The 21,872-nt window shown below is 63.7% G+C and carries 21 protein-coding genes; 15 read left to right on the top strand and 6 right to left on the bottom strand.

Translation table 11 applies throughout. The features are described from left to right. Nucleotides 1-31 precede the first annotated feature (31 nt). From ACQ4WO_RS13925 to ACQ4WO_RS13895, 7 genes are all read left to right on the top strand, one after another. Nucleotides 32-1,186: an acyl-CoA dehydrogenase family protein gene (locus ACQ4WO_RS13925; RefSeq protein ID WP_436481963.1), complete on the top strand. Its 1,155-nt coding sequence runs from the start codon at nucleotides 32-34 to the stop codon at nucleotides 1,184-1,186. A gap of 11 nt (nucleotides 1,187-1,197) precedes the next feature. Further along, nucleotides 1,198-2,736: a class I adenylate-forming enzyme family protein gene (locus ACQ4WO_RS13920; RefSeq protein ID WP_436481962.1), complete on the top strand. Its 1,539-nt coding sequence runs from the start codon at nucleotides 1,198-1,200 to the stop codon at nucleotides 2,734-2,736. 60 nt (nucleotides 2,737-2,796) lie between these two features. Then, nucleotides 2,797-3,963 (top strand): ABC transporter substrate-binding protein, encoded by a 1,167-nt coding sequence (locus ACQ4WO_RS13915; protein WP_436481961.1) that lies wholly within the window; start codon nucleotides 2,797-2,799, stop codon nucleotides 3,961-3,963. A 109-nt stretch (nucleotides 3,964-4,072) separates the two neighbouring features. After that, complete coding sequence (locus tag ACQ4WO_RS13910; RefSeq protein ID WP_034757323.1) at nucleotides 4,073-4,945, top strand: branched-chain amino acid ABC transporter permease; 873 nt, start codon at nucleotides 4,073-4,075, stop codon at nucleotides 4,943-4,945. After that, on the top strand, nucleotides 4,942-5,904 hold the full coding sequence (locus ACQ4WO_RS13905) for a branched-chain amino acid ABC transporter permease (RefSeq protein ID WP_436481960.1): 963 nt from the start codon (nucleotides 4,942-4,944) through the stop codon (nucleotides 5,902-5,904). The genes ACQ4WO_RS13910 and ACQ4WO_RS13905 overlap by 4 nt, the downstream gene beginning before the upstream one ends. Beyond that, nucleotides 5,897-6,610, top strand: a complete 714-nt coding sequence (locus tag ACQ4WO_RS13900) for an ABC transporter ATP-binding protein (RefSeq protein WP_436481959.1) — start codon at nucleotides 5,897-5,899, stop codon at nucleotides 6,608-6,610. Before ACQ4WO_RS13905 ends, ACQ4WO_RS13900 begins: the two co-directional genes overlap by 8 nt. After that, nucleotides 6,603-7,304, top strand: a complete 702-nt coding sequence (locus ACQ4WO_RS13895) for an ABC transporter ATP-binding protein (protein ID WP_436481958.1) — start codon at nucleotides 6,603-6,605, stop codon at nucleotides 7,302-7,304. The genes ACQ4WO_RS13900 and ACQ4WO_RS13895 overlap by 8 nt, the downstream gene beginning before the upstream one ends. Before the next feature lie 26 nt (nucleotides 7,305-7,330). Here the strand turns inward: ACQ4WO_RS13895 and ACQ4WO_RS13890 are convergent, their stop codons facing one another. Beyond that, nucleotides 7,331-8,326: an HDOD domain-containing protein gene (locus ACQ4WO_RS13890; protein ID WP_436481957.1), complete on the bottom strand. Its 996-nt coding sequence runs from the start codon at nucleotides 8,324-8,326 to the stop codon at nucleotides 7,331-7,333. Between the two features lie 151 nt (nucleotides 8,327-8,477). Between ACQ4WO_RS13890 and ACQ4WO_RS13885 the strand changes: the two genes are divergently transcribed. Beyond that, a complete protein-coding gene (locus ACQ4WO_RS13885; protein ID WP_436481955.1) occupies nucleotides 8,478-9,062 on the top strand; it encodes a DinB family protein in 585 nt (194 codons plus the stop codon). Between the two features lies 1 nt (nucleotide 9,063). Here the strand turns inward: ACQ4WO_RS13885 and ACQ4WO_RS13880 are convergent, their stop codons facing one another. After that, on the bottom strand, nucleotides 9,064-9,456 hold the full coding sequence (locus ACQ4WO_RS13880) for a VOC family protein (RefSeq protein ID WP_436481954.1): 393 nt from the start codon (nucleotides 9,454-9,456) through the stop codon (nucleotides 9,064-9,066). Between the two features lie 83 nt (nucleotides 9,457-9,539). Between ACQ4WO_RS13880 and ACQ4WO_RS13875 the strand changes: the two genes are divergently transcribed. The 6 genes from ACQ4WO_RS13875 (at nucleotide 9,540) to ACQ4WO_RS13850 (ending at nucleotide 14,989) form a co-directional block, all read left to right on the top strand. Next, nucleotides 9,540-10,079 carry a GNAT family N-acetyltransferase gene (locus ACQ4WO_RS13875; protein ID WP_436481953.1) on the top strand — a complete coding sequence of 180 codons (540 nt, stop codon included), beginning with the start codon at nucleotides 9,540-9,542 and terminating at the stop codon, nucleotides 10,077-10,079. Between the two features lie 397 nt (nucleotides 10,080-10,476). Beyond that, complete coding sequence (lepB, locus tag ACQ4WO_RS13870) at nucleotides 10,477-11,148, top strand: signal peptidase I (protein ID WP_436481952.1); 672 nt, start codon at nucleotides 10,477-10,479, stop codon at nucleotides 11,146-11,148. Between the two features lie 48 nt (nucleotides 11,149-11,196). Continuing rightward, complete coding sequence (locus ACQ4WO_RS13865) at nucleotides 11,197-12,060, top strand: NAD-dependent protein deacetylase (RefSeq protein WP_436481951.1); 864 nt, start codon at nucleotides 11,197-11,199, stop codon at nucleotides 12,058-12,060. Nucleotides 12,061-12,116: 56 nt separating this feature from the next. Beyond that, nucleotides 12,117-12,989 (top strand): S-formylglutathione hydrolase, encoded by an 873-nt coding sequence (fghA, locus tag ACQ4WO_RS13860; RefSeq protein WP_436481950.1) that lies wholly within the window; start codon nucleotides 12,117-12,119, stop codon nucleotides 12,987-12,989. Nucleotides 12,990-13,287: 298 nt separating this feature from the next. Further along, a complete protein-coding gene (locus tag ACQ4WO_RS13855; RefSeq protein ID WP_436481949.1) occupies nucleotides 13,288-13,671 on the top strand; it encodes a hypothetical protein in 384 nt (127 codons plus the stop codon). A gap of 73 nt (nucleotides 13,672-13,744) precedes the next feature. Continuing rightward, nucleotides 13,745-14,989 carry a hypothetical protein gene (locus ACQ4WO_RS13850; RefSeq protein WP_436481947.1) on the top strand — a complete coding sequence of 415 codons (1,245 nt, stop codon included), beginning with the start codon at nucleotides 13,745-13,747 and terminating at the stop codon, nucleotides 14,987-14,989. Nucleotides 14,990-15,025: 36 nt separating this feature from the next. Here the strand turns inward: ACQ4WO_RS13850 and ACQ4WO_RS13845 are convergent, their stop codons facing one another. The 4 genes from ACQ4WO_RS13845 to ACQ4WO_RS13830 form a co-directional block, all read right to left on the bottom strand. Then, nucleotides 15,026-15,691 carry a dienelactone hydrolase family protein gene (locus ACQ4WO_RS13845; RefSeq protein ID WP_436481946.1) on the bottom strand — a complete coding sequence of 222 codons (666 nt, stop codon included), beginning with the start codon at nucleotides 15,689-15,691 and terminating at the stop codon, nucleotides 15,026-15,028. Nucleotides 15,692-15,829: 138 nt separating this feature from the next. Next, entirely contained in the window at nucleotides 15,830-18,148 is a 2,319-nt protein-coding gene (locus tag ACQ4WO_RS13840) for a xanthine dehydrogenase family protein molybdopterin-binding subunit (RefSeq protein ID WP_436481944.1), read from the bottom strand. Beyond that, nucleotides 18,141-18,608: a (2Fe-2S)-binding protein gene (locus ACQ4WO_RS13835; RefSeq protein ID WP_436481943.1), complete on the bottom strand. Its 468-nt coding sequence runs from the start codon at nucleotides 18,606-18,608 to the stop codon at nucleotides 18,141-18,143. Before ACQ4WO_RS13835 ends, ACQ4WO_RS13840 begins: the two co-directional genes overlap by 8 nt. Nucleotides 18,609-18,623: 15 nt before the next feature. Further along, nucleotides 18,624-19,922 (bottom strand): cytochrome c, encoded by a 1,299-nt coding sequence (locus tag ACQ4WO_RS13830; RefSeq protein WP_436481941.1) that lies wholly within the window; start codon nucleotides 19,920-19,922, stop codon nucleotides 18,624-18,626. A gap of 190 nt (nucleotides 19,923-20,112) precedes the next feature. Here ACQ4WO_RS13830 and ACQ4WO_RS13825 point away from each other — a divergent pair, with 190 nt between their 5' ends. Beyond that, the gene (locus ACQ4WO_RS13825; RefSeq protein WP_436481940.1) at nucleotides 20,113-21,765 is read left to right on the top strand and encodes a Na+/H+ antiporter; all 1,653 of its coding nucleotides are present in this window, start codon (nucleotides 20,113-20,115) and stop codon (nucleotides 21,763-21,765) included. The last annotated feature ends 107 nt before the right edge of the window (nucleotides 21,766-21,872 follow it).

Raw genomic sequence — 21,872 nt, 5'->3', positions numbered from 1 at the left:
GACAGCTCAAATCAAAGCGCCGAGGAAACCGATGATACGCGACGAAGAAACCCTGAACATCCTGCTCGACAGCATCGCCCGTTTCGTGCGCGAAGTGCTGGTGCCGAACGAGGCGCTGGTGGCTGAAACGGATACGATACCGCCCGCCATCGTGGCGCAGATGCGCGAACTGGGCCTGTTCGGCCTGTCGATTCCGGAAGCGTACGGCGGCCTGGAACTGAGCATGGAAGAGGAAGTGCGCGTCGCTTTCGAGATCGCCCGTACCTCGCCCGCCTTCCGCTCGCTGATCGGCACCAACAACGGCATTGGCTCGCAAGGCATCGTCATCGATGGCACGGAAGCGCAGAAACAGCACTACCTGCCCAAGCTGGCGGCGGGCGAGATCATCGGCTCCTTCGCCCTGACGGAAGCGGGTTCCGGTTCCGATGCGGCCTCGTTGCGCACGACGGCCGTGCGCGACGGCGACTTTTATATCCTCAACGGCAGCAAGCGCTATATCACCAACGCGCCCGAAGCGAGCATCTTCACCGTGATGGCGCGCACGGATCCCGTCAAGCGGGGTGCCTCGGCCATTTCCGCCTTCATCGTGGAAAAGGATACGCCAGGCCTCTCGCTGGGAAAAATCGATAAAAAAATGGGCCAGCAAGGCGCGCATACCTGCGACGTCATCTTTGAAAATTGCCTTGTCCCGGCCGCGAATATCATCGGCGGCAAGGAAGGCGTGGGTTTTAAAACAGCCATGAAGGTGCTCGACAAGGGACGCCTGCACATCGCCGCCGTCTGCGTGGGCGCGGCCGAACGCATGCTGGCCGACGCGCTGGCCTACGCCATGGAGCGCCAGCAGTTTGGCCAGCCCATCGCGGAATTCCAGCTGATCCAGGCCATGCTGGCCGACAGCAAGGCCGAGATTTATGCGGCGCGCAGCATGGTGCTCGACGCGGCGCGCCGGCGCGACAACAAGGAAGACATTTCGACGGAAGCGTCGTGCTGCAAGCTGTTCGCCTCCGAAATGTGCGGCCGCGTGGCCGACCGCTCCGTGCAGATCCACGGCGGCGCCGGCTACATCAGCGAATATGCGGCAGAACGCTTCTACCGCGACGTGCGCCTGTTCCGCATTTATGAAGGCACGACGCAGATCCAGCAAATCGTCATCGCCCGCAACATGATCAAGGCAGCGCAAAAGTGAAGGAGGCCGCGATGGACATCCCTTCCCTGCTGGCCGGCTTGCCGGCGCGCCTGTCGGCCATCCCCGCCTACTGGGCGGCGCGCGCGCCCGATGCGCCGGCGCTGCATGAAGGTGGCCGCCACTGGACTTACGCGCAGCTGCAGCACAGTGTGGAACATGCGGCGCTGCTGCTGCGCCAGTTGGACGTGCGCGCCGGCGACCGCTTGATGGTGGTAGGCGAAAATGGCGCGCTGCAGGTGGCGCTGATCTTCGCGGCCGCCAACATCGACGCGTGGATCGTCAACGTCAATGCCCGCCTGTCGGCGCGCGAAATCGACACCATCGCCACGCACAGTTCCGCACGGCGGGTGCTGTTCCTGGCCGGCGCCTCGCCGGAAGCGGCTGCCCATGCGGCGCGGCGCGGGGCCAGCGCCGTCACCGTCGATGGCATGGGCGAGCTGCTGGCGGGCGGCATGAACGAAGCAGCCATCGCGGAAGACACGGTTCCCGGCAATGAACAGGTGGCCGCGCTGATCTACACGACGGGCACGACGGGGCAGCCGAAAGGCGTGATGCTCACGCACCGCAACCTGCTGTTCATCGCCGCCGTCTCCAGCACCTTGCGGGGCTTGACCCGCAGCGACCGCGCCTACGGCGTGCTGCCGATTTCGCACGTATACGGCCTGGCCTCGGTGGCGCTGGGCACGCTGTATGCGGGCGCCGCTTTATATCTGGTGCCGCGCTTTTCCGTCGACGGCCTGCTCTCGGCCCTGAAGGACGACGGCTTGACCATCGTGCAGGGCGTGCCGGCCATGTACGCCAAGCTGCTGCAAACCCTGGGCGGCGCAAATACGCCGCTGCCCACGCGGCTGCGCTTTGCGTATGCGGGCGGCTCGCCGCTGGCGCCGTCGCTCAAGCACGAGGTGGAAAAACTGCTGGGCACCGCGCTGCACAATGGCTACGGCATGACGGAAAGCGCACCCACCATCAGCCAGACCCGGCTCGATGCGCCGCGCCATGACAGTTCCGTCGGCATGCCGATCCCCGGCGTGGAAGTGCGCGTGGTGGACGTGCGCGGCCTGGACGTGGCGCCAGGCGAAGCGGGCGAATTGTGGATACGCGGGCCGAACATCATGGCCGGCTACTACCGCGAACCTGCCATGACGGCGGCCACCATGCGCGACGGCGGCTGGCTCAATACGGGCGACATGGCGCGCCAGGACCCCGACGGCGCGCTGTTCATCGTGGGACGCACCAAAGAACTGATCATCCGCTCCGGCTTCAATGTGTATCCGCTGGAAGTGGAAACGGCCCTGAACGCCCACCCGTCCGTGGTGCAGTCGGCCGTGGTGGGACGCACCCTGGACGACGGCAACGAGGACGTCATCGCCTACGTGGAACTGGACCCGCGCCAGCCCGCCAGCGTGGCACAATTGCAGGCCTGGCTGGCGCAGACCCTGTCGCCGTACAAGTGCCCGTCCGCCATCATCGTCATGGAAACGCTGCCGGCGGCGGCCACGGGCAAGATTTTAAAGGGGCAGCTGCGGCAAATGGCGCAGAATGCACGATAAGTTGACCATGTTGTACCAGACCCGACAATAAAACCAAGCCACATCACCGGAGGAGACACGATGAAACGCACCTACACACGCATCGCCATGGCAGCGCTGGTTGCCAGCGCCTGGATGGCGCAGGCCAGCGCCGACGAATTCCTGGTCGGCGCGGAAATTCCGTTGACGGGCAACCTGGCGCGCGTCGGCGCCGGCATGCAGGAAGGGATCATGGTCGCGGCCGAGGTATTCAACAAGACCAACGGCAAGCACACGATCAAGATCATCACCGTCGACGACGAATCGGCACCCGCCAAGGCCATCGCCGCCGTGGAAAAGCTGGCCAGCCAGGGCGTGGTGGCGATCACGGGCGGCTACGGCTCGAACAATATCTCGCCCGCCTCGGACACGGCGAATAAACTGGGCCTCGTCTACATCACTTCGGGCGGCGTGGACGACAGCCTGGTAACCAGCGGGCGCAAGAATTTTTTCCGCATCAATAACACGGCAGGCTACGAAAAAGCCATGCTGGGATTGCTGCAGGACGTGGGCGCCAAGTCCGTCTCCATCGTGTATTCAACCAAGGACGCCACCACGGGCCTGGCCAAGGATGTGGAAAAGGCCCTGGCGGCCAGGGGCGTGAAAGTGACGACGCACTCGTTCGATCCGGCCATTACCGACTTCAAGCCCATCATCAACAAGATCAAGCTGCAGGACAAATCGGAAGTCGTCGCCATGGTCGGCTACGAAAACGATTACGTGGGCATCATCCGCGCCGCGCGTGTGCTCAAACCGAAGATCAAGGCCATGGTCGGCGTGTGGTCGCTGGCCACGCCGAAAATGGCGGCCGACTTTCCCGACCTGATGCCGAACGTGTTCGGCACGGCCCTGCTGCCATTCCCCACGGAATTCAAGACAGCCGACGGCAAGGCCTTCAGCGACGCCTACAAGCAGCTGTACAAGAAGGAGCCGGACTACCTGGGCCAGTTCGGCTATGTGCAGTCGATGCTGCTGTTCGAAGCGATCGCGCGCGCGGCAGACAAGGGCACCATCAAGAAAGGCGGCGTGGCCGAGGAAATGCGCAAGACGGACCGCGAAACCCTGATCGGCCGCGTGCAGTTTGCCGCCAATGGCGACAACCAGAACTTCGTGCACCGCATGGCGCAGCACCAGGACAAGAAAGTGGTCATCGTCTGGCCGAAGGAACACGCGACGGGCAAGCTGGCCTACCCAGCCCTGCCCTGGTAAACGGCAGCCTCCCGCTGCACAAGCGCGCGCCCGCACGGACGCGCACCGATGAACGGCGGCCATGGCGCATGCTTCGCGCTGCGCCAGGGTGGCCTGACGGGATGACGACATGACAGAATTAATCTTGCAAGCCCTGTATTCGGGCTTGCTGCAGGGCGGCTCCTACGCCCTGATCGCACTGGGACTGGCGCTGGTCTTCGGCACCATGAAAGTGATCAACCTGGCGCACGGCGAGCTGGTACTACTGGCCGCCTACATCGCCTACAGCGTGGAATCAGGCCTGGGACTCGGTCCCATGTTCGCCATTCCCATCGCGCTGGTGATCGTCAGCCTCACGTCCGTCGGCGTGTACCTGATCGTCAGCCGCATCAAGAAAGACCGCGAAATCAATTCGCTGATCCTCACCTACGGCATCGGCGTGATCCTCACCAATTTCATCCTGCTCGTATGGAAGGCGGACATCCGTTCGACGTCGTCGAGCTGGCTGCAGGAAGGTATCGAGATCGGCCCGTTTTTCAGCATGCGCAGCGAAGTGATTTTCTTTGGCGTCAGCCTGGTGCTGATGGCGGCCCTGTGGCGCTGGCTGTCGACCAGCTGGTATGGCCGCGCCGTGCGCGCCGTCTCCAGCAACCGCGACGCGGCCAAGCTGATGGGCATCGACCCGGGCCGCACGGAACTCGTGTCCTTTTTAGTCGCCGGCATCCTGGCCGCCTTCGCCGGCGTCGCCCTGTTCAGCTATGGCGTGATCCAGCCGGCCTACGGCGGCGCGCTGACGGTGAAAGCCTTCATCATCACCGTATTGGCCGGCATCGGTTCCATCCCCGGCGTGCTGCTGGCCGCCGTGCTGCTGGGCGTGGCCGAAGCGCTAACCGTCACCCTGGCCAGCTCCGCGCTGCAGGAATTGTCCGGCATGGTGCTGTTCCTGCTGGTGCTGTTCATCATGCCGAACGGCTTGTTCGGCGCACAACGGAGGCGCGGATGAAGCGCTCGACTTTGATTTCCACGGCTGGCCTGCTGCTGGCCGCCTATATCGCCGTGCCGCTGGCCCTGGGCGCTAACCAGTACGTGATGAGCATGGTGGTGGCGGCCCTGGTCATCGGCGGCGTGGCCATGTCCTGGGCCCTGCTGGGTAACCTGGGCGGCATGGTCAGCTTCGGCCACGCGGCCTTCTTCGGCGTGGGCGCGTATGTCTCCGCGCTGGCCACCGTGAAACTGGGCTTGCCCGTGTTTGCCGCCATGCTGCTGGGCGGCGCGGGCGCGGCCATCGCCGCCGTCATCATGCTGCCCGTGCTGCGCCTGCGCGGGCCGTATTTTGCGCTGGCCATCCTCGCCTACGCCCACATCTTCCGCATCCTGGCGACAGAATGGAGCTCGGTGACGGGCGGCGCCGGCGGCATCAACAATATTCCCACCTTGCCCACCGTCTTCGGCTTCGACCTGGCCAGCAAGACAGGCGCCTACCTGGTCGTGCTGACCCTGGTGGTGGCATGCGCGTTTGCCTACAGCCGCATCCGCGCCAGCCACTACGGCATCGCCCTGCGCGCCATGCACGACAGCGAAGACGCCACGCGCGTAGTCGGCGTCAACAGCACCTTGCTGAAAGGCGCGATGCTGCTCGTATCGGCCTTCATGGCTGGCCTGTTCGGCGCCTTCAACGCCCATTACATCAACTTCCTGGAACCGGACTACGCCTTCAACAGCCTGTGGGTGACCTTGCCGATCGTGGCGGCCATCTTCGGCGGCTATCGCACGATACTCGGTCCCGTGCTGGGCGCCGTGGTGGTCTATCTGGTCGACCAGCTCATTTTCAAGTCGCTGATCCCCACGGGCCACCAGCTGGTGCTGGGCATGCTGCTGGTGGCGATGATCGTCTTCAGTCCGAACGGCTTGCTGCCGCTGCTACGCAAAATGTTCAAAGCGAAGGAGAAAGCACATGCTTGAACTCGATAATGTATCCGTGCGCTTCGGCGGCCTGACGGCCGTCGATTCCGTCACGTTGAAAGTGGCCAGCCATGACGTGATCGGCCTCGTGGGCGCGAATGGCGCCGGCAAGACCACCCTGTTCAATGCGATCTCAGGCCTCGTGCGCCCCACCAGCGGCGGCATCCGCTTCGAAGGACGCGACATCATGGCCACGCCTATGTACCAGCGCGCGCGCCTGGGACTGGGCCGCACCTTCCAGATCCCGCAACCGATGCATGAATTGACGGTGCGCGAGAACCTCGTCGTGGCGCAGCGCTTCGGCACGGGCAAGGTGGACATGCGCAAGATCGATGAAATCCTCGATTTCACCAGCCTGGCGGACAAGGCCGGGCGCGACGCGGCCAGCGAACTGGCGCTGACGGAATTGAAAGCACTGGAAGTGGCCAAGGCGCTGGCCACCAACCCGAAACTGCTGCTGCTCGACGAAGTGCTGGCCGGCCTGGAAACGAACGGCAAGCGCCGCTTCATGGGCATGCTGAAGGACTTGCACGCGGCCTTTGGCGTGGGCATCGTCATGATCGAGCACGACATCGAAACGATCAGCAATCTGTGCCAGCGCGTGGCCGTGCTCAATTTTGGCCAACTGATCGCCGACGGCACGCCCGACGCCGTCTTCCGCGACCCGGCCGTCATCGAAAGCTATACAGGGGCGACCCATGCTTAAAGTTGAAAACCTGCGCGCCGGCTATGGTGCCATCAATGTGCTGTGGGATGTGTCGCTGTCGATCCAGAAAGGCAAGCTGACCACCATTATCGGCCCGAACGGGGCCGGCAAGACGACCCTGCTGCGCGCCATCATGGGCTTGCTGCCAGTGGGCGCGGGCAGCATCGCGCTCGACGGCCAGTCCATCAACGGCACGCCGACGTGGAAGATGATCGATGCGAGAGTGACCATGATTCCGGAGGGACGCATGACGTTCCGCGACATGAGCGTGGAAGAAAACCTGATCATGGGCGCGTTTCCGAAGGAACACCGCAGCCACATGCCGGCGCGCCTGGCCGAAGCCTACGCCATGTTCCCGCGCCTGCACGAACGGCGCAAGCAGCTGGCCGGGTCATTGTCGGGCGGTGAGGCGCAGATGCTGGCCATGGCGCGGGGCCTGATGTCGGACCCGTCGCTCCTGATCATCGACGAACCGTCGCTGGGCCTGGCGCCGCTGGTGGTCAATGAACTGTTCGATATCCTCGCGCGCCTGAACGACGGCAAGCGCACCATCATCCTCGTCGAGCAGAATACGGCGCGCGCCGTCGGCGTGGCCGATCACGTCTACCTGATGCAAAGCGGTAAAGTCGCGCTGTCGCAAAAAGCCGATGAGGTCGACCTCGAGCACCTGCACGAACTGTATTTTGCGCGCTGAGCGATATCGGCCGCACGCGGCCGGCATCAGTCCTCGTCGTCGGCCAGTTTGCCAAACGCCAGCAGAGCACTCTTGTCGAGTCCGCTCGTCACGAAAGGATCGTCGGCGGGGAAGCGGCCCGTATCGGCCAGCATGCGCAGCTTGCTCAAGCGCTCGCCCAGCGCCAGCGCTTGCGCCTGCGGATCGGCATCGGCTTGCCCCACCTGCCCGATCGCGCGGGTCACGGACTGGGGAAACTCCCACAATTCGGCGATCCGCACCGACAAGATGCGCGCTTGCGCAAACACCTGGGCAATGAAGGCGTCCGATTGGGGAAAGACATCAGGCGCATGCATCTGGTCGATCAGCCGGAATGCCACCACCAGGCCGACATTGGCCATCAGTCCCGCGAGATAGGCATCGAAGGCGTTGGCATGCATGGCCGGCGCGACCAGGCTGGCCGCCAGCGCACATTTCTCGGACTGGCGCCAGATCAGCGGCGCCGTGCGCACGGTCAGCCCACCGCTTTGCATGCTGACGATGGGACGGAAGGCGACGCGGGCGAGCAGCATGCGCATGCCGTTTTGCCCCAGCAGCATGATGGCGCCTTCCATATTGCTGATCGACGGGCTGGCGTTATAGCGCGACTGGTAGCAGGGCCGGTTCGCTTCGCGGTAGACCTCGGCGACCAGCAGCACGTCCTGGGCCAGCTGGGCCGACAGCTTGGCAGCGCTCATGTTTTCATCTTGCAAGGTACGCATCAACTGCGGAATGATGGCTGGAATGCGCGGTACCAGCGCAGCACCGGCGATCGGTTCACGGGCCAGGCGCGCCAATTCGTCCAGAATCTGCTGTTCGGTCTCCTCCGGCGCCTGCGCCGCACTCGCGGCCGCCAGCCAGCGGTAGTACATGGCATCGATTTCGGTGATGGTGGCTGGCTGCCGTGTCGCCTCGGCAGCCGCCGCTGCCGCGACTGCCGCAGGCTTGTTTTTTTCGTCGCCGCCGTTCAGTAATTTTCCTATCCAGCCCATTTTGCTATCCAAGCCCTATCTGCATCACTATCGCGCAATCCGCTCCATGATTTTACTTGATGATGGCAGCGCTGGTGCGGCTGGCGTGAGCGCTTTGTCCATCTGCCGCAACATGCTAAAGTGGCATTGTATGAACCCTGCCCTGCCCGACAAGCGATCCATCATGAACAATCCACTTGCGCACTACCTCACCAGCCAGGCGTATAACAACGGCTGGGCCAACCACCGCCTGCTGAAGGCTTGCGGACAGCTGACCCAGGCCGAATTCCAGGCCACGCGCGTCAGTTTTTTCCCCACCATTCAGTTCACCCTGAACCACATCCTCACATGCGACTGGTTTTATCTCGATGCGCTCGAACGCGAGCTGCGCGGCGAAGCACCGCATGCCGACTGCTACGTCTTCTTTGAACACGATGAACCGTTCACCGATTGCGCGGCCCTGCATGCGGCGCAGCGCGCGTCGGACCAGCGCCTGATCGCCCATTGCCGCAGCCTGTGCGACACGGACCTGGTGCGGCCCGTGACGATATTGCGCGATACGCCGCAAGTCGACACGCGCCAGCGCCTGCTGGCACACCTGTTCCAGCACCAGATCCACCACCGGGGGCAAGTGCACGCCATGCTGGCCGGCACGCGCATCGCGCCGCCCCAGCTCGACGAATTCTATTGCGCCGGCGAAGCGAATGAGCGGGCGCAGGATTTCCTGGAACTGGGCTGGACGGAAGACGACGTCTGGGGACCGCGCTGAGTTATTCCTCGGCGTGGCAGCAGACGCACAGCTTGTTGCCGTCGATGTCGCGGAAATAGGCGCCATAGTAATGGGCGTGATAATGGGGACGCAAGCCGGGCGGCCCTTCGCACGCGGCGCCCAACGCCAGCACGGCCTGGTAGCAGCGGTCCACCTGCGCGCGGCTGGCGGCCAGCAAGGCCGTCATCTGGCCATTACCGGGCGCGGCCGGCAAGCCGTCATGCGGCGCCGTCAGCACGAACAGGGGCCGCGGCGCATCCTTCGCCATCCAGCCCGCCCAGGGCTTGGCCGGATCATGAAATTTTTCGATCAGACCGAGTTCTCCCAGCAGGGCCGCATAGAAAGCGTAGGCGCGGGGAAAGTCGTTGGTGCCGAGGCAGATATGGGACAGCATGCTGCTCCTTCATGAGTTCAAATAGATGTGCGGCGCAATGCGCCAGCTGATTATAATGGCGCATCGCTTTCCGACATGCTCCCATGCCAGACCTCGACCGCCTTCAGCTGCACCCGCCCTCCAGCGCCGACCTTCCCGCTTTGCTGGCCTTCGAACTGGAAAACCGCGCGTATTTTGAAAACTGGGTCACGGCGCGCGCGCCGTCCTACTACCACCAGGAAGCCATCGCCGCCGCCATCGAGCAGGCGCAGCGCGAACGCGAGCAAGACCGCGCCTACCAGTACTTGGCCAAGCTGGACGGGCAAATCATCGGCAGGGTCAACCTGACGGGCGTCACGCGCCCCTATTTCAACAAGGCAGCGCTCGGTTACCGCATCGGCGAACGGTTCGGCGGACGCGGCTACGCCACACGCGTGGTGGCCCTGCTGCTGGACGAAGCGTTCGGCGCGCTGGATCTGTGGCGCCTGGAAGCGACGGCGCGGCCGCAAAACCTGGGCTCGGTCGCCGTCATGCAGCGCAACGGTTTTCATCAATATGGCAAGTCGGAACAAGCCATGTTTTTCCAGAATACCTGGTCGGACTTGCTGTATTTTGAGCGGCGCAACACGCAAGCCATGGTCTGAGACGCCGCATTTTTCTGGCAGCAACGCGACTTTTCTCCTATCGGGGGCGACTTTGTCACAGCGTAAAGCCGCACCATGATGGACTGATAACGTCAAGGCTCGGGAATCTTCCCAACCTTGCCAAGTCCAACATGAAACTGCGGCTACGCCTGTTCGAACATGTGCTGCTGGTGCTGGCCTTGGCCGTCGTCATCTTTGCCGCCGCCATCGTGCCGGCATCCTTGAAACCGCCGTGGTGATGCGTGCACGCAACAACGGTCACGCCAAGCCTGCCATTTGCCTGCGCAGTGCGCCTATTTAAGACTGGCTTCAGCCTCGCCGTGCATCGTGAACAGGTCGCCAGCAACCATGGCGTTTCCCTTCACCATCACGGGCACAGCCCAGCGAAAGAGCCGACATGAGCACATGGATGCGCGCCAACAAAGGTTTTTTGATGTTTCTCCTGCTGTTCGGCGTGTTCCGCACGGCCGTGGCGGACTGGAATCCCATACCGTCGGCATCCATGCGCCCCAACCTGCTCGAGGGTGATGTCGTCTTCGTCAACCGCCTCGCCTTCAACCTGAAAGTGCCGCTCACCGATATCGTGCTGCAGCGCCTGGGCGAACCGCAGCGGGGCGACATCGTCACCTTTTCCTCCCCGAAAGACGGCACACGATTGATCAAGCGTATCATCGCCCTGCCCGGCGACACGGTGGAAATGCGCAATGAACAGCTGGTCATCAATGGCCAGCCCGCCCAGTACACGGCGCTCGACACGGCGCCCGAAACCATCGCCCACGTGGGCCAGCTGACGGCCCAGCGCATCAGCGAACGCAACCAGACCGAGCAGCACCGCATCCAGATCTTGCCGCAAATCGCGGGCGCGGCCCGCAGCTTTGCCCCCGTGACGGTGCCGGCCGACCATTTCCTCATGCTGGGCGATAACCGCGACAATAGCGCCGACTCGCGCTACTTCGGCTTCGTGCCCCGCGAATTGCTGATCGGCAAGGCCGAGCGCATCCTCGTCTCGGCCAATATCCAGGAGCATTGGCAGCCGCGGCTGCAGCGTTTCGGCATGAAGCTGGAATAAACGTTGCCCTTGCAACGGCGCCGTGCTTTTCGGTTAGCATGGCGCATCATGCAAAACTTTTCCTCAGTCAGCCAGCAGTCCGCCAGCGACGATCCTGCCCTCGGGCAGTTGGCGCAGTTCCTGCAGCGCCATCCCGACGTGCTGCTGCTGACGGGCGCCGGCATCAGCACGGCGTCCGGCATACCGGCCTACCGCGATACGGAAGGCGTGCGGCGCGGCAATGCTCCCGTGCAAGGACCCGATTTTCGCCGCCAGGAAGCCGTGCGCCGCCGCTACTGGGCGCGCAGCATGGTCGGCTGGCCGACCCTGGCGCGCGCCACGCCGAATCCCGGTCACCTGGCCATCGCGCAACTGGCCCAGCGCCAGCAGGTCGGCGGCCTGGTCACGCAAAACGTCGATGGCCTGCATCAGCAAGCCGGCAGCCCCGCCGTCACGGAATTGCACGGCAGCATACATGGCGTCGTCTGCCTCGATTGCAGTGCCCGCCACACGCGCCGCCTGATCCAGGAGCAGCTCGAACGCGACAATCCGCAACTGCTGGGCGCCACGGCCACGCCGGCGCCCGATGGCGACGCCTTGCTCGAGCCGTCCCAGCTGGCCACTTTCCACGTGCCCGTCTGTCCCCGCTGCGGCGGCACCCTGCAGCCCAACGTGGTGTTTTTTGGCGATGGCGTCCCCGCCGCCTGCGCGGCCGAGGCCGAAAGCAAGATGCACGCGGCCAGCGCCCTGCTGGTAGTGGGCTCGTCCGTTATGGTGTATTCGAGCTTTCGCCTGTGCCGCATGGCGGCCGAAACGGGCAAGCCCGTGGCCGCCATTAACATGGGCAAGACGCGCGCCGACCATTTGCTGGCATTCAAGACCGATGCCCCGGCACAAGACATCTTGCCTGCATTAGCGGCCATACTGGGCTGATCCCGTGCCGGCCCTGCGCCGCTCTGGCTATACTGTGGCATTAACGAGGAGAATTCATGCTGGAACTGTTGAGTGAACACGCCTGTTTTGGCGGCGTACAACGCTTTTATCGCCACGACGCGCAAGCCATCGGCTTGCCCATGCGTTTCTCGGCCTTCATTCCCGACACGGCGCCAGGCGCGACGGCCGGCACCAAGCGTCCCGCCCTGTTTTACCTGGCGGGCCTGACCTGCACGGAAGAAACGTTCATGATCAAGGGTGGCGCCCAGCGCGTGGCGGCCGAGGAAGGCCTGATCCTGATCGCGCCCGACACCAGCCCCCGTGGCGCGAACATCGCGGGCGAAAGCGACTCCTGGGATTTCGGCGTGGGCGCCGGCTTTTACGTGGACGCCACCGAAACGCCATGGAACAGCCGTTATCGGATGTACAGCTACCTGCTAGAACTGCGCTCCCTGCTGGAGCAGGAACTGGCGATCGACGCGCAACGTACGGGCATTTTCGGCCACTCGATGGGCGGCCATGGCGCGCTGGTGCTGGCCTTGCGCAATCCTGACCTGTTCCGCTCCGTGTCCGCCTTCGCTCCCATCGCCGCACCGAGCCAATGTCCATGGGGCAAGAAAGCATTCACGGGCTACCTGGGCAGCGATGCGGCCAGCTGGCAGCAGTACGACGCCAGCGCGCTGATGCGCGGCCTGCAGGGCCAGCCGCCGCTGTTCCCCGAAGGCATCTTGATCGACCAGGGCCTGGCCGACAAATTCCTGCCCGAACAACTGCACCCCGACATCTTCGAAGCGGCGTGCCGCGACGCCGGCCAGCCATTACGGCTGCGCCGCCATGCCGGCTACGACCACGGCTATTACTTCATCGCCAGCTTCATGGAAGAGCATGTGCGCTTCCATGCGCGCAACTTGCGCGCCCTGATGGCATAAGCCAGCAAGGCACCGGAACACGCGAACGCCATCAATACCTGATTTTTTCGATTCCTCGCTCACGGCCCGTGACGAATCGGATCAGCTTGAGCCTGGCTAGTCACGACACAAACTTGCACGCCAGACTGCCGGGACCGATTCGGTTGCCACAAGCTTTTCAAGATGCCTGATTGTGTAAAACGGTACACCCGAATAGCAAATAGACCGGCAATACCTGCGCTCCTACAATGCGAGCAGCAGTTCAGGAAAAGACCGTCTTTTTCTGCTCGATATTCTGCTCACTACATAGGAGAAGGTCATGGGTATGTTTGATTTTATTGGCGAGATCATGGATGCAGCCGTGGATGCCATAGGCTCTGCCGTGGACACGATCGCGGAAAATCCCGTCAAGTCCATTGCGATCGGTGTCGCCACGGTCGCCACCGGTGGTACCGCGCTGGCGTTTGCCGGCCCGATTGCCGGCGTGATCGGCACGACAGGCTTGCTGGGGGCTGCCAGTACCGGAACGCTGATCAGCACCACGGCTGGGGCCGCGCTAGTCAACGGGTCCCTGGCAGCCTTGGGCGGCGGCGCTCTCGCGGCTGGTGGCGGAGGCATGGCGGCGGGCACGCTGGTTGTCGGCGCAGGAGGAGCGACGTTGGGAGCAGCGGTTTCCGGTGCGGTGGCGGCCGCTGCCACCTGAGCTGTGCCGCACCAAACCTTCATGAACTACAATCAGGGCGGACACTGAGCCGCCTTCACTTTGGAGCATGGGCATGGCCCGCATATCGGCATCTCACACGGCTGGCCTGGATCTGCTGGATCAATTATTCTTCAACCAGATTCTGGTGCATTGCCTTTTTAACCAGGAACGTCGCTGGCTGAAGAGTCTCGCCGAGGATCTGGATCGTGAGCTTACGGACAAGGGCATGGCCGGCGTACAACGGCAGGTCGTCAAACATGGCGTCTTGTGCCTGATGGAAGCAGAATTGTCCGACTCGCTATTTTTACTGAAAGAGACTTATCCGGACAATGTTCCTCCACTGCCCGAGGACATCACCATGGAGCGGCTTGAGGAAAGCGAAAGATACAAGCTGAACTTTTTTGAAGGGTATGTACTTGCCGTTCTGAGTAAGGCCCATGCGTGCGACAAGGACGTGATCATCGACATCACGAACAATTTGCTGGAAAAATACGCACAGGCACCATCCACCGTGCGTTACCGATTGATGGAGCGCATGTTTGCTTTTGAGTTTGTTGCCGCGCCCATCGATTGCTTTGCCTGGTTGTCCAGGATGGGCGTGCTGAAAAGCGTCAAGCATCCCGGTGCCGCCTTGACATCCTGCCATGCGCCGGAATTCCTGCCACGCCTCGCACTGCTTTGCGAATTCAATGTGCTGCGCGACCACATACGGCGCCAGGTAAAACTGGGCACGCAAGCGGCAGACGTGAGCGTGGAAAACATCAGAAAAATCGTGGAAATCTCGGATAAGACGATCCGCCTGTTATCCGAAAATAAGAGGAAAGAAACGGATGTCAATAACATGGCCAGTACGAAAAACAGCTTTGCCATCATTGACCTTGCGGAAATAGAAAACCCAGCCAAGGTGCATCTTTTTTTTGCCCGTTTGCATGCGTACACCGTACGGTTCCGGGTTTTTCAAGGCTCCTTGGCTAGCTGGGTTGGCATGCTATGTGGCGGCACAGTGGAAGTCTTGCAGCAATCTCAGGATAAAAAAATCCCCATCTTTACGGGTGAGTTCAATGAAGGGACCTCAACGCAAGAAGTTTACGAGCAGATGAGCAAGCGCGGCTTTGAGATCACCCCGCGTGCCATATACGATCGCCATCGTGACTTCAAGGAAACAGCGCTGCGGGCAGTCACGATTTACTACAAGATGAAACTTTTCGAGAACGCAGCTCTTCCCCCCGACGTCAAGGATCTGACCTATGAAGCGGTTTCCTGGCAATGTGAATGCCTGACGCCCACCCCACGGCGCAATGTCAGCTCGCCAAGCTGACAAGGCCTTGCCTCCACAGCAAGCGGACGGCGATCGCTACTGCGTCGTACTGGTATGTCCGTTGAAATGGCGCGTGTACCAGTCTGTTGCCAGCAGGGCCGCCTGGTGGCGCGTGTCGGGGCCGCTGGGCGCGGCGATCTGTTCCAGTTGCTTGTCGCAACGCAAGGTGGCAAATGCCATGCGGTTCAGGCCAGCCACGTCGGGGTCGCGTCCGCCCACGATCAGCAGCGACGGCACGCGCACGTTTTCCAGCGCCGCCTTGCCGGCCATTTCCACCTGGCCATCGCAGACGGCAAGCGCGGCGATTTCCGCGCTGCGCCAGGCCGCCAGTTGCATCACGACGGCCGCGCTGGTGCCATAGCCATACAGGCCGCAGGGCAAGCGCCGCGTGGACGGGTCCACTTGCAGCCAGCCCAGGGCTTTTTCCAGTTGACGCGCGAGCAGCACGATATCGCTGCGCACGAAATACGCGTGGCCATTGCTGCCGCCGCCAGGCTCGACACCGCCCTGGTCGAAGCGCAAGGTGGCGATGCCCGCTCGCAAAAAATCCTGGGAGGTGGCGTGGCTGGAAGCGCCCAGATAATCGCTATCGGCGCCCGCGCCGTGGGCAAACAGGACGATGCCCACGGGCCGCTCGGGCATTTCAAGCACGCCGTCCATTTGAAGTTCATCGGCCGTGATGCTGACAAATTGTTCTTGCATGGCTGCCTCCGCTATCGAGCTGGAATGACGCTGACATCAAGCTGAAATCACGCTGCTAATGCGCTGATCGGCAAGCATCAGTGTACCAGCCTGCGCCAGTTCTCGCGCGGCGCACGTCAAATTCGCCACGCGCGCCCATCAGACGGCGCCGTGCCGGTCCAGCCCCTTGAGCACGGCTTCCGGGCGGATCGGCAAATGCCGCACGCGCGAGGCCACGGCGGCAAAGATGGCGTTGCCGATCGCCGGCGCCACGGCCGTCGTGGGCGGCTCGCCCATGCCCGTCGATGTTTGCGTGCTGGCAACAAATTCGATGTCGAGCTCGGGCACATCGGCCATGCGCAGGGGCGTGTAGGTATTCAGGTTGGTATCCTTCACCTGGCCGTTGAGGAAAGCCGTGCCTTCATGCAAGGCCATGCTCACGCCCCACAGGGCGCCCCCTTCCGCCTGCGCCAGCGCGCCATCGGGATCGACGATGCTGCCCGCATCAATGACCATGAACAGCTTTTCGACTTTCACCATGCAAGTGCTGCGGTCCACTTTCACCCGGGCAACGCACGCCGTCCAGGTGGGCATGTCGCGTTCCTGGCCAAACGTGGCGGCAATGCCCAGGCCCGTGTCGGGCGGCATGGCCGTGCCCCAGCCTGCCTTGTCCGCCACGCGCTGCAGCACATGGGCCAGGCGCGCGGCGCCGCCGACGGCGTTCGGCGCGCTGCCCGCATTGCGCCCCGTCGCCTGCAACAGCGACAAGCGGAACGCCAGCGGATCGACCTTGGCCGCCTGCGCCGCCTCATCCATGAAACTTTCCACAGCCCAATTCGTCCAGCCCGGGCCCACGGAGCGCAGCCAGCCGGGGCGGAAACTGCTGTTGGCCAGGTCGTTCGACACGGCCCGCACGCGCTGCGCACCCACCGAATACCAGTGGTCGGCGCCGGCGATGGCGAACGGGTCATACGGATGGCCCTGCTTATCCTTGGCCAGGAAGGCGGGGATCATCACTTGCGTGGGCCAGCCCGCGCTGGCCTCGTGCACCATCGCCGACACCTTGCCCGCGTCGTCGAACGCCATGCGCACATGCTGCAGGGACGGCGAACGGGGCGAATCGACACGGGCGTCGTCGGCCCGCGTGCATATCATCTTGACGGGCCGCCCCACGGCTTGCGCCGCCAGCGCGGCCGGCACGCAATAATCGCCATTCAGGCGCCGCCCGAAACCGCCACCGAGCAGATAGGTGTGCAGCATGACATGGCTTTCCGGCACCTTCAACGCCTGCGCCAGCACGGGCAGTATCAACGATTGCCACTGGTTGCCCGCATGAATGTGCCAGACGCCGTCGATTTCCTGCGCCAGGGCATTCACGGGTTCCAGTTGGAAATGCAGCACGGTACTGGTCGTGTAGTGGCGCTCCAGCTGCAGGCTGGCATCGTTGAACGCTTGCTCCACGCCATCGTCATCGACGACGCGGGCGCCCAGGCTGGCGTCGGCCAGCTGCTTGGTCGCGTAGTTGACAATATCCTGCTCAGCCACGTGGGCCGCCGCGCCGGCCCGCCATTTGACTTGCACCAGCTCGGCCGCGCGCATGGCGGCCGCATACGTTTCGGCCACCACCATGACCCAGCCGGGTACCGTGCCGCTGGGATCCTGCAAGGCGAACGAACGCAGATAACCCGGCACCTTTTTCGCGTCCGTATCGTCGATGGAGACCACTTTCGCGCCGTAGCGGGTCGGCGGGATCTTCGGGCGCGCAAACAGCATGCCCTCGACTTCCGCATCGATCCCGTACACGGCCGTGCCATTGATTTTCGCGGGGATGTCGAGCGCCTGCACGTGCTGGCCGATCAGGCTGCGCTGCGGCGGCGATTTCAGCACGATGGCTTTCAGTTGCTCGGGCGTGTACTGGCGCGCCAGCTTGCCACGGCGCACGATGTCGCCATAGCTGATCGACCGCCCCCGGCCATGCACGACGCCCAGCCTCGCGTGACAGGCGGACACGGGCACGCGCAGCAGGCGCGCGCCCTCCTCGACCAGCGCGAGGCGCCCGGCCGCGCCGGCGCGGCTGAGCGGATCGAAATTCTGCCAGACGGACCAGCTGCCGCCCGTCACCATCAAGCCCCATTTCGGGTCCGTGTCCACGTAGTGCAGGCGTACTTTGCTCCAGTCCGCTTCAAGCTCCTCGGCCACGATACGCGCCAGGGCCGTGCCGATGTGCTGGCCCATTTCCGCCTTGGCGATGTTGACGGTGACGATGCCGTCGCGGCCGATCTGGAACCAGATGCTGGGATCGAACACGGGCGCAACGCTTTGCTTTGGCGGCACGGACGCCACCTTGCCTGCGGCCAGGGTGCTGTCGGCGCGCAAGAAGGCGAGCGTAAACCCCGTGCCGGCGGCGGCGATCAGGAAACCGCGCCGGCCCAGCGCGCTGGGGCGGGCAGCTGAATTTTCTTTCGGTAACTTAAACACCGGGCGCCTCCTGCATGCCGGCCGCCAGTTTGATCGCTTTGCGGATGCGCACATACGCCATGCAGCGGCACAGGTTGCCGCTCATGACGGCGTCGATATTCGCATCGGTCGGCTGCGGATAGTCTTTCAGCAGGGTGGCCGCCTGCATGATCTGGCCCGACTGGCAATAGCCGCACTGGGGCGCCTGCGTGGCGAGCCACGCCCGCTGCAACGGGTGCGTGCCATCGGACGACAGGCCTTCGATGGTGGTGATGGCGCAGCCGGCCACGGCGGCAATCGGCGTGATGCACGAGCGCATGGCGCGGCCATCCACGTGCACGGTGCAGGCGCCGCACATGCCGATGCCGCAGCCAAACTTCGTGCCTTTTAATTTAACTTCGTCGCGCAGCACCCACAGCAGGGGCGTCTCGGCGTCAACCTCGGTGCCGAAGGGCTGGCCATTCACAGTCATATTGTACATAGAGTCTTTCAGTAATTACTTGCCAGCGCGGGCGCGTGCCACGGCCGCTTCCAGATTCGTCCAGGCCGGCTGGTGGCTGCGGCTGCGGCGCAAATAGGCGGCCAGCTGAGCCACGTCGTTGTCCGTCAGCGAGGCGGCAAAGCCGGGCATCAGCACGCCGGGCATGGCTTCGTCCTTGCTCAAGCCATGCAATATCACCTGGATCAGGTTGGCGGGATCGGGCGCGCTGACGGCGCTGTTCAGGCTCAGTTCCGGCCGCAGCGCCGCGGGTCGGCCATCGCTGTTCGAGTGGCACGACGCGCAGGCGGCCACGTACAGGCTGGCGCCACGGTCGTTGTCGACCAGGCTGACGCGCTGCGAGCGGGCGATGCCGGCTTTTACCACGGTATCGGTATCAACCTGGCGTTGCTCTGCACCGGCCAGGCCGGCAAAATACACGGACAGCGCGCGGATATCGCTGTCGGGCGAGGCGCCCATGCCTTCGTGCACGACGGACGACATGGGCCCGGCCGCCACGCCGTGCAGGGCCGTCGCCCCCGTGCGCAAAAAGGCGTACAGCTCGTCCTGCGTCCACGGCAGCGGGGCCGTATTGGCGCTGGTCAAGGCCGGCGCATACCAGTGGTCGATGGCCGCGCCCAGATAGGATGAGCCGGCAAGCTCGGCGCCCAGCGCATTGCGCGGCGTGTGGCAGGCGGCGCAATGGGCCAGGCCTTCGGCCAGGTAGCGGCCCCGGTTCCAGTCCAGCCCTTGCGCGGGATTGAGTTGATAGCTGGCCGGCTTGAAAAACAGCAGCTTCCAGCCTGCCTGCAGCGGCCGCAAGTTCAGGGGGAAAGGCACGCTGTTGGCGGGCGCCACCGCATACACGGGCGGGCGCGTCATGAAATACGCGTACAAGGCCGCCAGGTCCGCATCCGAAACAAGATTGAAATGGGTGTACGGAAAGACGGGATACAGATGGGCACCGTCGCGGCCCACGCCTTCGCGCATGGCCCGCTGGAAGGCGGCCAGCGACCAGCGGCCGATGCCCGTTTGCCGGTCGGGCGTGATATTCGTCGCATGGATCGTGCCGAACGGCGTGGCCAGACCGTGGCCGCCTGCGTACTCGGCGCCGCCCTTGGCCGTATGGCAGGCGGCGCAATTGCCCATGCCGGCCAGGATACGGCCCCGCTCCACCACTTGCGGGGAAAATGCCGCGACGGCAGGGGGATCGATGGGCGCCAGCGCGGGACGCCAGTAGTACAGATACGCGGCCAGGGCCGCCACGATGAGCAATGCCAGCGACAGCATCAGGCCGGTGAAGATTTTCTTGAGCAAAACAGGAGTCCGGTAAAAGGCCAAGCACGCGCCTGCCGCGCACGGACGGCAGCAGCAGGGCAGATTGTGACAATGAATGGGAGAATCTTACCGCGATTGTGACTTGTTGTATGTACGCAATGACACGCAGATGCCGCCTGCAGGCGGGCTGCGCCTTATAATCAGCGTTTCAGCACGCCGCCGCTCCTTCATGCATACCGTTACCATCATCCTCATCCTCGTGCTGACCGTCGTCCTGTGCGGCTTTCTCGCCCGCTCGCGCTGGGTCAAGCTGCCGTTGCCGCTGATTCAGATCGCCGGCGGCACGGGATTGGCCGTGTTTGGCGTGCAAGTGCCGCTCGATCCCGACATTTTCTTCCTGCTCTTCATCCCGCCGCTGCTGTTTCTCGACGGCTGGCGCATTCCCAAGGGCGCCTTCTTTTCCGACGCGCGTTCGATCCTGATGCTGGCCATCGGCCTCGTGCTGTTTACCGTGCTGGGCATGGGCTTTTTCATCGACTGGCTGATCCCCAGCGTGCCGCTGGCCGTCGCCTTCGCGCTGGGCGCCATCCTGTCGCCGACGGACCCCGTGGCCGTCTCCGCGATCGCCGCAGGCAATCCGATCCCGCCGCGCCTGATGCACATCCTCGAAGGCGAATCGCTGCTCAACGACGCGTCGGGCCTCGTCTGCTTCACGTTTGCCGTGGGCGCCATGATGACGGGCGGCTTTTCCATCGGCGCCGCCTCGCTGAGTTTCCTGCAGGAAGCGGGCGGCGGCATCGTCATCGGCCTGGCCATCTCCTGGGGCGTGGGCCTGGCGAATAAGTGGCTGGTGAGCAAGGTCGGCGAAGAACCTGGCCTGCAAATCCTCATCAGCATCCTGATCCCGTTCGCCGCCTACCTGGGCGCCGAGCAAATCCACGGCTCGGGCATCCTGGCCGCCGCCACGGCGGGCGTGTCCATGCATTACGCCGACCTGATCGGCCGCCCGCTGGCCGCCACGCGCACTCAGCGCAAGGCCGTGTGGGATACGGTGCAGCTGGTCTTGAATGGCGTGATCTTCGTCATGCTGGGCGCGCAGCTGCCCACCACCGTTGCCGGCTTGCCGGCCGCATCGGCCGAAATCGGCGCCGGCAGCGCCTGGAAACTGCCGCTGTTCGTCATCGCCATCACGGTGGGGCTGACCTTCATGCGCTTCCTCTGGGTCTTCATTTCCATGAAACTGACCCTGTTCAAGCACCACAAGAAGGTGGCCGGCGAACCGAAGGATGCGGCGCTGCTGGCCCGTCCCAGCCTGCGATTGCTGCTGGTGGCGTCGTTCGCGGGCGTGCGCGGCGCACTGACCCTGGCGGGCATTTTGACCCTGCCCTTGTTCTTGCCTGACGGCACGCGCTTTCCCGCGCGCGACCTCGTCATCTTCCTGGCCATGGGCATCATTTTGCTGTCGCTGCTGCTGGCCAGCGTCACCCTGCCGCTGCTGACCAAGGGCCTCGTCTTCGCGCCGCCCGCGCGCCGTTCGACGGAAGAGCGCAATGCCCGCGCCGCTGCCGCCGAAGCAGCCATCGCGCGGCTGGAAAAAGTGTGCGAAGGCATCGACAAGAATGACAAGCAGCAAGTCGTCACGGAAGCGGCCAACCGCCTGATCGAAGCCTACCGGCGCCGCCTCGCGTATGGCGAGAGCAGCAACGACGAGGCGATGCGGCTGCAGGAACTGGCCAGGGCCGAGCGCTCGCTGCGCCTGGAAGCGCTCAATGCGGAGCGCGATGAGCTGTTCCGCCGCCGCATCTCGGGCGAGCTGGACGACACCATCCACTTGCGCCTGCTGCGCGAAATCGACTTGCTGGAAGCGACATTGGAAGAATAACAACGATCTGTTGCAGGAAACAATGTTGATCAGGTAATTCTCATGGCAAAGAATGCAAGTTTCCACATTCGTGTTTATAATGCAAGGTTTTATGGCGTCATGCCGTG

Source organism: Janthinobacterium aestuarii, assembly GCF_051380835.1.
Lineage (GTDB): Bacteria > Pseudomonadota > Gammaproteobacteria > Burkholderiales > Burkholderiaceae_D > Janthinobacterium > Janthinobacterium aestuarii.
The sequence above is the reverse complement of the archived record's forward strand: the minus strand, read 5'-3'. Positions and strand labels throughout refer to the sequence as shown.

Coding starts and splice junctions, on each gene's coding strand:
- ACQ4WO_RS13925 (WP_436481963.1), top strand. CDS start 32: ATGATACGCGACGAAGAAACCCTGAACATCCTGCTCGACAGCATCGCC.
- ACQ4WO_RS13920 (WP_436481962.1), top strand. CDS start 1,198: ATGGACATCCCTTCCCTGCTGGCCGGCTTGCCGGCGCGCCTGTCGGCC.
- ACQ4WO_RS13915 (WP_436481961.1), top strand. CDS start 2,797: ATGAAACGCACCTACACACGCATCGCCATGGCAGCGCTGGTTGCCAGC.
- ACQ4WO_RS13910 (WP_034757323.1), top strand. CDS start 4,073: ATGACAGAATTAATCTTGCAAGCCCTGTATTCGGGCTTGCTGCAGGGC.
- ACQ4WO_RS13905 (WP_436481960.1), top strand. CDS start 4,942: ATGAAGCGCTCGACTTTGATTTCCACGGCTGGCCTGCTGCTGGCCGCC.
- ACQ4WO_RS13900 (WP_436481959.1), top strand. CDS start 5,897: ATGCTTGAACTCGATAATGTATCCGTGCGCTTCGGCGGCCTGACGGCC.
- ACQ4WO_RS13895 (WP_436481958.1), top strand. CDS start 6,603: ATGCTTAAAGTTGAAAACCTGCGCGCCGGCTATGGTGCCATCAATGTG.
- ACQ4WO_RS13885 (WP_436481955.1), top strand. CDS start 8,478: ATGAACAATCCACTTGCGCACTACCTCACCAGCCAGGCGTATAACAAC.
- ACQ4WO_RS13880 (WP_436481954.1), bottom strand. CDS start 9,456: ATGCTGTCCCATATCTGCCTCGGCACCAACGACTTTCCCCGCGCCTAC.
- ACQ4WO_RS13875 (WP_436481953.1), top strand. CDS start 9,540: ATGCCAGACCTCGACCGCCTTCAGCTGCACCCGCCCTCCAGCGCCGAC.
- lepB (WP_436481952.1), top strand. CDS start 10,477: ATGAGCACATGGATGCGCGCCAACAAAGGTTTTTTGATGTTTCTCCTG.
- ACQ4WO_RS13865 (WP_436481951.1), top strand. CDS start 11,197: ATGCAAAACTTTTCCTCAGTCAGCCAGCAGTCCGCCAGCGACGATCCT.
- fghA (WP_436481950.1), top strand. CDS start 12,117: ATGCTGGAACTGTTGAGTGAACACGCCTGTTTTGGCGGCGTACAACGC.
- ACQ4WO_RS13855 (WP_436481949.1), top strand. CDS start 13,288: ATGGGTATGTTTGATTTTATTGGCGAGATCATGGATGCAGCCGTGGAT.
- ACQ4WO_RS13850 (WP_436481947.1), top strand. CDS start 13,745: ATGGCCCGCATATCGGCATCTCACACGGCTGGCCTGGATCTGCTGGAT.
- ACQ4WO_RS13845 (WP_436481946.1), bottom strand. CDS start 15,691: ATGCAAGAACAATTTGTCAGCATCACGGCCGATGAACTTCAAATGGAC.
- ACQ4WO_RS13835 (WP_436481943.1), bottom strand. CDS start 18,608: ATGTACAATATGACTGTGAATGGCCAGCCCTTCGGCACCGAGGTTGAC.
- ACQ4WO_RS13825 (WP_436481940.1), top strand. CDS start 20,113: ATGCATACCGTTACCATCATCCTCATCCTCGTGCTGACCGTCGTCCTG.